Here is a 12,565-nt window from a genome sequence, read left to right as displayed (position 1 = left end):
AATCAATAGCAAATAACAATACCTAAAATAGAGGCAAAAGGTTATGCGCATTCGCCATCGGTTGTGTCGGTTTCGCAAGAATAAGCACTTGCGCCATCAACGTTTTCGCTCCCGTATTTTTCATCGAGACAGTGCTGCAACATCCGAAATGAAGAAGCCGTTTGTGGTGGTTCTGACGGGCGCTGGTATCTCGGCTGAATCTGGTATTCGTACTTTCCGCGCGGCGGATGGTTTGTGGGAAGAGCATCAGGTGGAAGATGTCGCCACACCTGAAGGGTATCGCCGTGACCCTGAACTGGTTCAGGCTTTTTATAATGCACGCCGCCGCCAGTTACAGCAGCCTGATATTGTACCGAATGCCGCCCATTTTGCATTAGCTGATTTGGAAGCCGTGCTGGGTGATAATTTCGTATTGGTGACTCAGAATATAGATAATTTGCATGAGAGAGCGGGTAGTAAGCGCGTTATTCATATGCATGGCGAGTTATTGAAAGTGCGCTGCACCCAGTCAGGCCAAGTACTGGATTGGCCGGGTGATCTCAGTGCGGATGAGCGCTGCCATTGTTGCCAATTCCCGTCGCCACTGCGCCCACATATTGTGTGGTTTGGCGAAATGCCAATGGGCATGGATGAAATCTATCAAGCGCTGGCTGAGGCTGATTTCTTTATTTCAATTGGCACCTCCGGTCATGTCTATCCTGCTGCCGGTTTTGTCCATGAGTCGAGCTTGCACGGTGCTCATACTGTTGAGCTGAATCTTGAACCTAGCCAGGTTGAGAGCCAGTTTGATGAAAAACACTACGGTTTAGCCAGTAAAGTGGTTCCTGAGTATGTGCGCGAATTCTTAACCACGCGCGGCGAAAATCGTCAAGGCGATTGATTACCAAGATGAATAAGAGCCGCAATGTGATTAGCGGCTCTTATTCACTCGACACTGTTCCTGGTTTGCCTTTTTTATTCTGGCTTAAGTTTGTCTAAAACTGACCTGACGCAATATTTGATGATGATCACTTCCCCATAATGATATTCACTATTATGAGGGTGGGCCCATGGACAAATTACTCGACCGCTTTTTCAACTATGTTTCTTTTGATACACAAGCAAAAGCCAATGTAAAATCCGTGCCGAGCACTGAAGGGCAGCGTAAGCTGGCTCTGGCGTTACAACATGAGTTGCAGGCGCTAGGGTTTTCTCAGGTGAGTTTGAGTGAGCACGGCTGTGTGATGGCAACCTTGCCTGCAAACGTTTCCTGGCCGGTCCCTACCATTGGTTTTATTGCCCATCTTGATACTTCACCTGATTTCTCGGGTAAAAATGTTAATCCGCAGATTGTAGAAAACTACCGTGGTGGTGATATTGCTTTGGGGATGGGCGACGAGGTTTTATCGCCGGTCATGTTTCCCATATTGCATCAACTGCTTGGGCATACCTTGATTACCACTGACGGTAAAACCTTATTGGGCGCGGATGATAAAGCGGGTATTGCGGAAATTATCACCGCCATGGTGCGCTTAAAGCACAGCAATATCCCGCATGGTGATATTCGTATCGCTTTCACACCGGATGAAGAAGTAGGGAAAGGTGCGCGTTTCTTTAATGTGGACGAATTTAATGCCCAGTGGGCCTATACCGTGGATGGCGGCGGCGTGGGGGAGTTGGAGTTTGAGAACTTCAATGCCGCATCGGTGACCATAAAGATTGTCGGTAATAATGTGCATCCCGGAAGTGCCAAAGGGGTGATGGTCAATGCGCTATCACTGGCAACCCGTTTCCATCAGGAATTACCCGTGGATGAAACCCCTGAAAACACTGAGGGATATGAAGGTTTCTATCATCTGCAAAGCATTAAAGGCACGGTTGAACGGGCAGAGATGCACTATATTGTGCGAGATTTTAATCGCGATGGTTTTGAAGCACGCAAGAAAAACATGGTGGATATCGCTAAGCGGGTAGGCAAAGGCTTACACCGCGATTGCTATATTGAAATCGTTATCGATGATAGTTATTACAATATGCGTGAGCATATTATTAAACACCCACATATCATCGAGATAGCCCAGCAGGCGATGCATGATTGTGATATTACCCCTATCATGAAACCGATTCGTGGCGGTACTGACGGCGCGCAGCTATCCTTCCTCGGTTTACCTTGCCCAAATATTTTTACGGGCGGCTATAATTATCATGGTAAACATGAGTTTATAACGCTGGAAGGGATGGAAAAAGCGGTAGCGGTTATTATGCGAATTGCTGAGTTGACGGCGAAACGCGCTAAAGAGTCATCAGTCTGAGCGACTGATAAAAGTGCCCCGTTTACCGGGGCATTTTTGCGTAATAAGTCTGAAATATCAGTCGGTAAAATACCAATAGCCGTTGTTTACCAACGCGGTGAGCATAGCCAGGAAGGACGGGTCTTCCAGCGCATCACCCAACTTCTGCGCATCCACGCTAAAGTATTGGCATAAGGCATCGGCGGCTTGTCTGTGTGGTGTATTAATCAATTCACCATTAGCAAAGCATCGCTCACCAATACGTAGAACACGCAATCCACCAAGTCGTTGTAATTCTTCACCTTGTTGTAGTAATTCATAGACATCACCTGCCTGATAAGGTGGTTCTGGTGGCGCGATATCCAGCTCATGGCGCGATTGGGAAATAAATTCACCAAACCAGTTTTGGAAATCCTCTGGTTGCTGGACTAAATCGAGCATCATTGCACGAAGTTTATCGACTTCTTGTGGCAGCACTTCGGCCGGATGTTCCCGTAATTGCAAATCCGGATCGCTGTAGCGGTAACTGCCCAGCTCGCGTGAAAGTACATAGTCAGCAAAACCACTCACCAGTTCGCGGCCATTAGGTGCGCGGAAACCAACAGAGTAATTCAATGCATTTTCAAGCGCATAGCCTTCATGAGGGAAGCCAGGCGGGATATAGAGGATATCGCCGGGTTCCATTTCTTCATCAATAATGGCGTCAAATGGCCCAACTTGCAGCAAATCAGGATGGGGGCAATGTTGCTTCATTTCTGTTTTCTCACCCACCCGCCAGCGACGACGCCCTGAGCCCTGAATGATGAAGACATCATACTGATCAAAATGTGGGCCGACACCACCACCCGGAACGGAAAAAGAGATCATTAAATCGTCCATGCGCCAGTCAGAAAGCGGACGGAATGGGCGCATTAACGCGGCTGCGGGTTCATGCCAATGATCAACCGCTTGTACCAGCAGTGACCAATTTTTTTCACCTAAGTGATCAAAGCTCTCAAATGGGCCATGGCTCACTTCCCAGCGGCCATTTTCATGACTCACCAGGCGACTGTCGACTTCATTCTCCATGGCTAAGCCAGCAAGTTCATCTGGTGAGAGTGGGTCGATAAAGTTATTAAAGCCACGTTTAAGGATGACGGGGCGCTTCTGCCAATAGCGTTGCAGGAAATCAGGCCAATCGAGACTGAGTTGGTAATCCATGTTTATTCCAGGAGAGGGGGTGAACTTGCAGGTGATTATAACGGATGCCTGTCATCAGTATCAGGTGTTAGCAGGCAAATTTTATTAATCGGCATGATAATCATTTTGCTGGCCAAAGGTCACCATCATCCTTGCCCCGCCCAGAGGACTTTCAGTAATAGTTATTTTGCCTTGATATTGTTCAATAATTTCGGCAGCAACGGATAATCCAAGCCCTTGACCAGGGCGTAACGTATCCACTCGCTGGCCGCGCTGGAAAATCAATTGTCGTTTACTTTCAGGAATGCCAGGACCATCGTCGTCAACAACAATAGTGAGCTGTTTTTCCGAGTGCAGGGCGGTTATTTCGACGAATTCCAGGCAATATTTGCAGGCATTTTCCAGAACATTACCCATCACTTCCATAAAGTCATTTCGCTCCCCAAGGAAGGTCACTTCTGGCGAAATGTCCAACGTCAACACCACACCTTTGCGCTGATAAACTTTATTCAGCGCGCTACATAGGCTATCGAGTAGGGCGGGGACCGAATGAATCTCGCGAATCAACACGTTATGTTCGGATCGCATACTGGCCCGATGCAGATAATAACCAATTTGCTGAGAGATGCGGCTTATCTGCTCAAGCATAATTGGCTCGACTTCCTCAATGGTCGTTTGCTTACCGGTGCGTAAAGAACGTAGCGTTGTTTGCAATACCGCCAGTGGGGTTTTGAGGCTATGAGTGAGGTCGGAAAGTGTCGTGCGGTATTTGGTATAACGCTGACGTTCATTGGTCAGCAAAATATTGAGATTGCGCACTAAGCTCTGCAATTCTCGAGGCGGATTTTCATCCAACTGATCGCGTTCGCCTTTCTCTAGCTGACTTATCTGACTGACCAGCGCTTTAATGGGCCTCAGGCTCCAATAGGCAGCAAGCCAAAGCAAGGGAACAACTAGCAGTAGATTCGCCAGTAAGACATAACTAAACCAGTTCCAAACCAAATCTGAGCGCTGCAACTCCTGTGGGATAGTATCTATAACCACTATTGTGAGCTGTGGTAACCGGGAGGTCGCGGGGTAAGTATTCACAGATACAGAGTGAGTCAGAGCGCTGTTATCCGTATCGTCATATTTTTTTAGCTGGTCTTGCGCTTTTGGGTTATCACCCAACATCATACTACTGATGTGTGTTCCAGTATCCAACTCGTAAAATCCCGGTTTTTGTAACCAGCTTTTTTCGATACGGGACTCAAGTTCGGGTACATGCCGCTGACGCCACAGGATATTGCCATCTTTATCATAAATCAGAACCAGCGTCGGGATATTTAGCTCAAGTTCCGGTGGCACCGAGATGCTCAGCTTATTGTCATGCCATTGGGCCAAACTGAAAAATAAATTACTTTCACCGCGATGGGCGCTGAAGGTATTTTTATCAAAACTGACAATATAGCCGACGACAGCGACCATACCATATGATAACGACAGCGCTAAGATGACACCTGCTGTCGCCATAAGAAAACGAGCACGAAGAGAGAAGGGCTTGCTATTTTTCCTGAACATAATGTCTAGTTGGCGTCAAAACGATATCCCTGACCACGGATGGTTGTAATCACTTCGCCTTCATGTTCTGCCTGCAACTTTTTACGTAAACGGCCCATTAATACGTCGATAGTGTGGCTCTCACGTAATTCTGCATCAGGGTAGAGTTGCAGCATTAATGTATCTTTGCTGACCACTTTTCCTGCATTACGAATAAGGGTTTCGATGATAGTGTATTCGAAAGCGGTCAGTTTAATCTGTTGCTGATTGACACACAACTCTCGGCGGGAGAGATCAATCTGAAATGGAGGGAATTCAATTACTTGGGATGCCAGACCGATATTACGTCGCATCAAGGCTTGAATACGTGCGATAACTTCTTCCAGATGAAAAGGCTTGGTGACATAATCATCCGCACCTGCTTCCAGCACGGCGACTTTATCTTGCCAGCTTTCCCGCGCAGTCAGCACCAGAATGGGCAGGTTTGTCTGATGACTACGCCAGCGTCGAATAAGGCTTAAGCCATCCTCACCCGGTAACCCAAGATCAATAATGGCGATATCTGGGGCATGTTCCTGCAAGAAATAGTCTGCCTCTTTGGCATCTTCTGCTGCATCAACCTGATGGCCCATCTCACGCATTTGCACCGTAAGATGGTGACGCAACAAAGCATTATCTTCGACAACTAAAACCCGCATACCACATTCCTCGATAAGACATTAACCGGGTAACCTAATATTACCCGACGAGTAAAAATTAAAACAGTGACTTAGAAAGTGTAACGTAAACCTGCCTGCATCGCTTGATCACTGACTTTCCAGTTATGGTAGGTATAACCGACTTCAGCAGAGAGGCTTTGTGTCAGAGCATAGTCAGTTGTGATCCGTGCTTCATGGTATGCACGACTTTCATAGTTTGCCAAACGGTAGGCAACATCCAAACCGATATCCTGTGATAACTTGCTTTTGATACCAATTTCGCCTGTGGCGCTATTGTAAGTATTGGTTTTTTTGCCGTCTTTGCTGGCATCAAATACCATTGCGTGGCGGCTACCGCCCACCAAAGTGTAAAAATCAATATTAGGTGAGAAAGCAAAATGGTAACCCAGCCCGAGGACTGCTTCGGCAAGGCCGCGGTCATTATTGGCGATGCTGCTTATACGACCATCAATAAACAGATCGTTATCAAAACCATAGCCGCCATTGAGGTAGATACCGCCCATGTCGCGGTTACCGATATGACTGTACTGACTTTGATTTTGATTGAATTGTTTATCGAAACGCTCATTGCTGCTGATTGAACCATATTGCAGGCCACCGGCTACATAAGTGTAATCCGCTGCCATAGTGGCAGTGCAGGTTCCCATTAGGGCGAGAGAAAGAAGGGTTTGCTTCAACATAGTGATATTAGCTCCAGCGAGTGTAACGTCCTTTTGACATCAACAGTATTATCAATGACAACGACTAAACCGGGGCTAAACAGGGCGGGATGCAGGAGAATAAAAGAAAATAGGGGAGAATACAGGCAGCATTGGGCTGCCTGTACTTGAGATTAATGCATTACTTCAATTCATCGACCATTGTTGTGGCACGACCAATGTAATTGGCAGGTGTCATGGCTTTCAAGCGGGTTTTTTCTGCTTCCGGCAGCGCGAGGCTGTCGATAAAGGCTTGCATACCCGCTGCATCGACACGTTTCCCACGCGTCAACTCTTTCAGTTTTTCGTAAGGTTTTTCAATGCCATAGCGGCGCATAACGGTTTGAATCGGCTCGGCCAAAACTTCCCAGTTGTGATCCAGTTCTTCCAACAGGTGCGCTTCGTTGACTTCCAGTTTGCTAATGCCCTTCATGGTGGCTTGATACGCAATCAGCGCATAACCCAAGCCTACGCCCAAGTTACGTAACACGGTGGAGTCCGTCAGGTCACGCTGCCAGCGTGAAACAGGAAGTTTGCTGGCTAAATGGCCTAGTACCGCGTTGGACAGACCCAGATTGCCCTCTGAGTTTTCAAAGTCAATTGGGTTCACTTTATGTGGCATGGTGCTTGAGCCAATTTCGCCAGCAATGGTTTTTTGCTTGAAATGATTCAATGCAATGTAACCCCAGATATCACGGTCAAAATCGATCAAGATAGTATTGAAACGTGCCACGCAGTCAAACAGTTCGGCAATGTAATCATGTGGTTCAATTTGCGTGGTGTATGGGTTCCAGTTGATACCCAGTGACGTGACAAAGCTTTCGCTGAACTGATGCCAATCTACTTCAGGATAAGCAACAATGTGAGCATTATAGTTACCTACTGCGCCATTGATTTTGCCTAAAATTTCAACTTGCGACAGTTGACGGAATTGACGTTCCATTCGGTATGCGACGTTCGCCAGCTCTTTACCAATCGTGGAGGGTGTCGCTGGCTGGCCGTGGGTACGGGACAGCAGTGGCAAATCACGATACTGGTGAGCCAGGGCTTTGATGGCGTCAATAATCTTGCGCCACTCAGGCAAAATCACCTCCTGGCGTGCCGTTTGCAGCATTAAAGCATGCGACAAGTTATTGATATCTTCTGAGGTACAGGCAAAGTGGATAAATTCAGAGACGGCATGTAATGCCGGAACACTTGCTACTTTCTCTTTCAAAAAGTATTCAACCGCTTTTACATCATGATTGGTGGTGCGTTCAATGGTTTTGATGCGTTGTGCATCTTGTTCATTGAATTCTTGCACGATCTTATCAAGGTAAGCGTTTGCGTTGGCATCAAAAGCCGGAACTTCTTTAATTTCTGCACAGGCGGCCAGTTTTTGCAGCCAACGTACTTCAACCTGCACGCGGAATTTCAGCAAACCAAATTCGCTAAAGATTGGGCGCAGTGCGCTGACTTTCTCGCCGTAGCGTCCATCAATTGGGGAAACGGCGGTCAGTGAGGATAATTCCATCGGTGGCAACTCCTGAGAAAGGATTTTAAATATGAGCAAGGATACTCTGCGCCTGCTTAAACAGGCGATTTCGCGAGAACATTAATTGCAAGCGGCTTCCGCCGACTTGTTGCCAAAGCACGGCTGAGCGGATACCCGCCAGCAGGGCGGCACGAATTTTTGCCTGCACCAGTGTACTTTGTAAAATAGCGGGTGAGCCAATAACCTGAATGCGCGGGCCGAGTGGACTGATAACATCCGTATAAATGGCAGCCAGCGAACTCATCATTGTTTCCGATTCAAGATCGAAATGCGCCAATTGGCGATCAAGCTGACTGATACGATCACCCAGGGTATTCATCGCCGACTTGTTGGCATTGAGCTTTCGCTCCAACACCATCAGGCTCAGGGTGTAGCGGGTCAGTTCCGCTGCTGGCCCCTGACGGTTGGCATTCAACACACTTTGCAGTGTTTCCAACCCCATTTTTAAGGATCGTTCATTGCCACCATAGACGGCCAAAGTGGAAGGTGGGTTGGTTTGTAGCAACCCACTGAGCACCGTATTTAATGCATCATTATCACATTGGCCTTCATGCGCCAATTGTTGAACCAAGCGAGCTGACTGGCAGATTCCGGCCAATGCCAACGTAATATCATAATAATTTTTCGCCACGGTTACTCCTGTAAACGTTCCGGTTCATTGCTGGGTTGGATTAGTTTGCGACTGAACCTGGCAGTGGATAACGCTCTTCTATAATACCGCCACCGAGACAGACTTCAGCTTGATAGAAGACCGCAGACTGGCCGGGTGTGACTGCCGCGACGGGGTCATCAAACCGAACCTCAACACGTTCGTCATCCAATGGTGTCACGGTGCAGGGAATGTCCTGCTGGCGGTAACGAGTTTTCACCACACAGCGGAAAGCAGCGGTGACCGGTTCTCTATCAACCCAATGTAACTGTTGTGCAATCAGCCCCACAGACATTAAACGCGGGTGTTCATGTCCTTGAGCGACCAGTAAAATGTTATTGGCAACATCTTTATCCACCACATACCACGGATCATCGCCACCCTCTTTGGTGCCGCCGATACCCAAGCCTTTACGTTGCCCCAAGGTGTGATACATCAAACCCTGATGTTCGCCCACATGCTGGCCGTCGACGGTCATGATTGGGCCGGGTTGGGCGGGCAGGTAGCGGCCCAGGAAATCACGGAATTTGCGCTCGCCGATAAAACAGATACCGGTTGAGTCTTTTTTCTTGGCGGTGACCAGGTCAAGTTGCTCAGCAATGCGGCGCACTTCAGGTTTTTCTAATTCACCCACAGGGAACAGGCTTTGAGCGAGCTGTTCGTGGCTTAACGTGTAGAGGAAATAGCTTTGGTCTTTATTGCCATCAAGGCCGCGTAACAAGCGACTTTTACCGTTAACGTCCTGACGACGCACATAATGTCCGGTAGCAATATAGTCAGCACCCAAATCTTCCGCGGCAAACTCGAGGAAAGCTTTAAATTTGATTTCTTTATTACACAGAATATCGGGGTTAGGGGTGCGCCCGGCTTTGTATTCTTCCAGGAACAATTCGAACACGTTATCCCAGTATTCTGCGGCAAAATTGACGGTGTGCAACTCCATGCCCAGTTTGTCGCATACCGCTTGAGCATCGGCCAAATCGGTCGCTGCTGAGCAATACTCTTCGCCATCATCCTCTTCCCAGTTCTTCATGAACAAACCGGCAACTTGGTAGCCCTGTTGCTGGAGCAGGTAGGCGGAAACGGAAGAATCGACACCGCCGGACATACCGACGATTACTTTTTTCTGGCTGTTATCTGACATGGGAGTCTCACTAACGTAAATACCTAAAGCCCAATGAAGGCGGTGACGGATGATATTCTCCGACTCACTTTTCAGCGCGGCAGGGCATTATAAAAACAAGCGCCGGATTTTATCACGTTGACCGCGTTGCTGCATGGTAGATTCGCACTCTTAATGAAATTACCTGAGTGAATCAAATCTGCCGTTTATAATGGCCAGTTAAATGAACCAATGACATCAAGTGAATAGCGCTCAGGTTGCTGATAGCAACGGATACTTTCGGCCACTAACGGTGAGCGTAAATTAGCTGATTGCAGGATTTCACCGGCGGTAAGCCACAAACAGTGGTCGATATCATCGTCATGCGGATGAGTGGGCAATAGGGACTGTAGCTCAATTACAAAAGCGAAACGCAGGAAGGGGGTTTTATCCGGCGCTATCCACTGGTGCATGCGCAGAAAATATTGTGGCGTGGCTCGAATACCGGTTTCCTCCCACAACTCTCTTTCCGCAGCTTGCAGTAGAGTTTCATCGGCTTCCAAATGACCTGCGGGTTGATTCCATAATTGTTTTCCATTAATTGTCTCTTCAACAATTAAAAACTTCCCCTGAGCATGCACGACACAAGCCACGGTAACATGGGGCTTAAACATGGTTTATCTCCTTCCATTCGCCGGGCTGTAGATCGCCAAGACTTAAATTACCCATACTGAAACGTATCAGACGCAGGGTAGGGAAGCCAATATGGGCGGTCATTCTGCGAACCTGCCGATTGCGGCCTTCGAAAAGTGTTATTTTTAACCAACTTGTTGGGATGGCTTTGCGCTCTCGAATCGGTGGATGGCGTGGCCATAACCACTCAGGTTCGCTAACCAGCTCAGCACCAGCGGGCAGAGTAGGGCCATCTTTTAAGGTTACCCCAACTCTTAACTGACTGAGTGCATCTTCGTCAGGCACTCCTTCAACTTGCACAAAATAGACTTTACCGGTTTTCTGGGCCGGTTGCGTGAGCCTGGCTTGCAGTTTGCCATCATTAGTTAATACCAGTAAACCTTCGCTATCGCGATCGAGTCGCCCAGCCGCATAAACATCGTTAAAAGGGATAAATTCCTTCAAAGTTGAGCGTCCAGACTCATCGGTAAACTGCGGTAACACATCAAAAGGCTTGTTGAATAACAGTACACGCCGAGGGGCGATAGATTTCGCCTGTTTTGCCTGTGTCTTGGTGCTGAATCGGTTAACTTTGTGATTTTTAACAGAGAATTTATTCATGATGATTGCGATTTTGGATGATTAGCGCATTATACCTCAATCTGTTTCGGATTGGCGTGGAACGAATATTCAAGTAGTATTGACACGAATCTTACAAGGCATTAACAAAATTGCGCTGAAGGAGAGGTTGATGGAAAGCAAAGTAGTTGTTCCGGCAGAAGGTAAGAAAATTACTGTCGATGCTCAGGGTAAACTGGTTGTTCCGCATAATCCGATCATTCCATTTATTGAAGGTGACGGCATTGGCGTTGATGTGACCCCAGCCATGATCAAAGTGGTGGATGCTGCGGTTAATAAAGCCTATAAAGGTGAGCGTAAAATCTCCTGGATGGAAATTTACACCGGTGAGAAATCAACCCATATTTATGGCAAAGATGTTTGGCTACCAGCAGAAACATTGGGCTTGATTCGTGACTATCGCGTTGCAATTAAAGGCCCATTAACCACGCCAGTGGGTGGCGGTATTCGTTCTCTGAACGTTGCTTTGCGCCAAGAACTCGACTTGTATGTATGCCTGCGCCCAGTGCGTTATTACGAAGGTACCCCAAGCCCGGTAAAACACCCTGAATTGACCAATATGGTGATTTTCCGCGAAAACGCAGAAGATATTTATGCGGGTATCGAATGGAAAGCCGGTTCACCAGAAGCTGAAAAAGTGATTAAGTTCCTGCGTGAAGAGATGGGGGTGAAGAAAATTCGTTTCCCTGAACAATGTGGTATTGGTGTCAAACCCTGTTCAGAAGAAGGGACTAAGCGTTTGGTACGTGCTGCAATTGAGTATGCAATTACCAATGATCGTGACTCAGTGACTCTGGTTCACAAAGGCAACATTATGAAATTCACCGAAGGCGCATTTAAAGACTGGGGTTACCAGTTAGCGCGTGAGGAATTTGGTGGTGAGCTGATTGATGGCGGCCCGTGGGTTAAAATCAAAAACCCAAATAACGGCAAAGAGATCGTTATTAAAGATGTGATTGCTGATGCTTTCCTGCAACAGATCCTGCTGCGCCCGGCTGAATATGATGTTATCGCGTGTATGAACCTGAATGGGGATTACATTTCTGATGCATTAGCTGCTCAAGTTGGCGGTATCGGTATTGCTCCAGGCGCTAACATCGGTGATGAGTGCGCATTGTTTGAAGCGACTCATGGTACAGCACCGAAATACGCAGGTCAGGACAAAGTGAACCCAGGTTCTATTATTCTGTCCGCAGAAATGATGCTGCGTCACATGGGCTGGTTCGAAGCCGCAGACCTGATTATCAAAGGAACCGAAGGCGCAATTCAAGCCAAGACGGTCACTTATGATTTCGAACGTCTGATGGAAGGTGCTAAGTTACTGAAATGTAGTGAGTTTGGCGACGCCATTATTCAACACATGTAATTTATAAGCATCATAATAAAGCCAACATTGATGTTAAATCTTTGTTGGCTTTTTGTTAATTGCCATTTTTCCCCAAAACCTCCCCAAAACTCTTCCCCAAAACTGTACGAAAAATATACAATTTAGAGGGTGATGACCGTCCATTCTTTCCCGCGATCATCGTTATATTTATCAGTCATTCTTTGTGTTTTATGGCCG

At 47.4% G+C, this 12,565-nt stretch carries 12 protein-coding genes; 3 read left to right on the top strand and 9 right to left on the bottom strand.

From position 1 onward, the window contains the following. Positions 1–43 precede the first annotated feature (43 nt). Positions 44–880 carry a Sir2 family NAD+-dependent deacetylase gene (gene cobB / locus HU019_RS14420; RefSeq protein ID WP_174847217.1) on the top strand — a complete coding sequence of 279 codons (837 nt, stop codon included), beginning with the start codon at positions 44–46 and terminating at the stop codon, positions 878–880. Positions 881–1,049: 169 nt separating this feature from the next. Then, on the top strand, positions 1,050–2,291 hold the full coding sequence (gene pepT / locus HU019_RS14415) for a peptidase T (protein ID WP_174847216.1): 1,242 nt from the start codon (positions 1,050–1,052) through the stop codon (positions 2,289–2,291). Between the two features lie 57 nt (positions 2,292–2,348). Here the strand turns inward: pepT and HU019_RS14410 are convergent, their stop codons facing one another. The 9 genes from HU019_RS14410 to rluE form a co-directional block, all read right to left on the bottom strand. Further along, positions 2,349–3,470, bottom strand: a complete 1,122-nt coding sequence (locus HU019_RS14410; protein WP_174847215.1) for a ribosomal protein uL16 3-hydroxylase — start codon at positions 3,468–3,470, stop codon at positions 2,349–2,351. Between the two features lie 84 nt (positions 3,471–3,554). Beyond that, entirely contained in the window at positions 3,555–5,009 is a 1,455-nt protein-coding gene (gene phoQ, locus HU019_RS14405) for a two-component system sensor histidine kinase PhoQ (RefSeq protein ID WP_174847214.1), read from the bottom strand. A gap of 5 nt (positions 5,010–5,014) precedes the next feature. Continuing rightward, positions 5,015–5,686, bottom strand: a complete 672-nt coding sequence (gene phoP / locus HU019_RS14400) for a two-component system response regulator PhoP (RefSeq protein WP_174847213.1) — start codon at positions 5,684–5,686, stop codon at positions 5,015–5,017. A 71-nt stretch (positions 5,687–5,757) separates the two neighbouring features. Continuing rightward, positions 5,758–6,387, bottom strand: a complete 630-nt coding sequence (locus tag HU019_RS14395) for a YPO1635 family putative outer membrane beta-barrel protein (RefSeq protein WP_174847212.1) — start codon at positions 6,385–6,387, stop codon at positions 5,758–5,760. 160 nt (positions 6,388–6,547) lie between these two features. Next, positions 6,548–7,918, bottom strand: coding sequence for an adenylosuccinate lyase (gene purB, locus HU019_RS14390; protein WP_174847211.1), 1,371 nt, complete (start codon positions 7,916–7,918; stop codon positions 6,548–6,550). A gap of 25 nt (positions 7,919–7,943) precedes the next feature. Next, on the bottom strand, positions 7,944–8,570 hold the full coding sequence (gene hflD, locus HU019_RS14385) for a high frequency lysogenization protein HflD (protein ID WP_174847210.1): 627 nt from the start codon (positions 8,568–8,570) through the stop codon (positions 7,944–7,946). Positions 8,571–8,610: 40 nt separating this feature from the next. After that, a complete protein-coding gene (gene mnmA / locus HU019_RS14380) occupies positions 8,611–9,732 on the bottom strand; it encodes a tRNA 2-thiouridine(34) synthase MnmA (RefSeq protein ID WP_174847209.1) in 1,122 nt (373 codons plus the stop codon). Positions 9,733–9,917: 185 nt separating this feature from the next. Beyond that, entirely contained in the window at positions 9,918–10,364 is a 447-nt protein-coding gene (locus tag HU019_RS14375; protein WP_174847208.1) for an NUDIX hydrolase, read from the bottom strand. Then, positions 10,357–10,983, bottom strand: a complete 627-nt coding sequence (rluE, locus tag HU019_RS14370) for a 23S rRNA pseudouridine(2457) synthase RluE (RefSeq protein ID WP_174847207.1) — start codon at positions 10,981–10,983, stop codon at positions 10,357–10,359. The genes HU019_RS14375 and rluE overlap by 8 nt, the downstream gene beginning before the upstream one ends. Positions 10,984–11,113: 130 nt before the next feature. Here rluE and icd point away from each other — a divergent pair, with 130 nt between their 5' ends. After that, entirely contained in the window at positions 11,114–12,367 is a 1,254-nt protein-coding gene (icd, locus tag HU019_RS14365; RefSeq protein ID WP_174847206.1) for an NADP-dependent isocitrate dehydrogenase, read from the top strand. Positions 12,368–12,565: the final 198 nt, after the last annotated feature.

The sequence above is a fragment of the Yersinia artesiana genome (assembly GCF_902726545.1).
Classification (GTDB): Bacteria; Pseudomonadota; Gammaproteobacteria; order Enterobacterales; family Enterobacteriaceae; genus Yersinia; species Yersinia artesiana.
This window is presented reverse-complemented; position numbering and strand designations above follow the sequence as displayed.

Bases quoted from the DNA above. Each gene is read 5' to 3' on its own strand.
- cobB (WP_174847217.1), top strand. From the start codon at position 44: ATGCGCATTCGCCATCGGTTGTGTCGGTTTCGCAAGAATAAGCACTTG.
- pepT (WP_174847216.1), top strand. From the start codon at position 1,050: ATGGACAAATTACTCGACCGCTTTTTCAACTATGTTTCTTTTGATACA.
- HU019_RS14410 (WP_174847215.1), bottom strand. From the start codon at position 3,470: ATGGATTACCAACTCAGTCTCGATTGGCCTGATTTCCTGCAACGCTAT.
- phoQ (WP_174847214.1), bottom strand. From the start codon at position 5,009: ATGTTCAGGAAAAATAGCAAGCCCTTCTCTCTTCGTGCTCGTTTTCTT.
- phoP (WP_174847213.1), bottom strand. From the start codon at position 5,686: ATGCGGGTTTTAGTTGTCGAAGATAATGCTTTGTTGCGTCACCATCTT.
- HU019_RS14395 (WP_174847212.1), bottom strand. From the start codon at position 6,387: ATGTTGAAGCAAACCCTTCTTTCTCTCGCCCTAATGGGAACCTGCACT.
- purB (WP_174847211.1), bottom strand. From the start codon at position 7,918: ATGGAATTATCCTCACTGACCGCCGTTTCCCCAATTGATGGACGCTAC.
- mnmA (WP_174847209.1), bottom strand. From the start codon at position 9,732: ATGTCAGATAACAGCCAGAAAAAAGTAATCGTCGGTATGTCCGGCGGT.
- HU019_RS14375 (WP_174847208.1), bottom strand. From the start codon at position 10,364: ATGTTTAAGCCCCATGTTACCGTGGCTTGTGTCGTGCATGCTCAGGGG.
- rluE (WP_174847207.1), bottom strand. From the start codon at position 10,983: ATGAATAAATTCTCTGTTAAAAATCACAAAGTTAACCGATTCAGCACC.
- icd (WP_174847206.1), top strand. From the start codon at position 11,114: ATGGAAAGCAAAGTAGTTGTTCCGGCAGAAGGTAAGAAAATTACTGTC.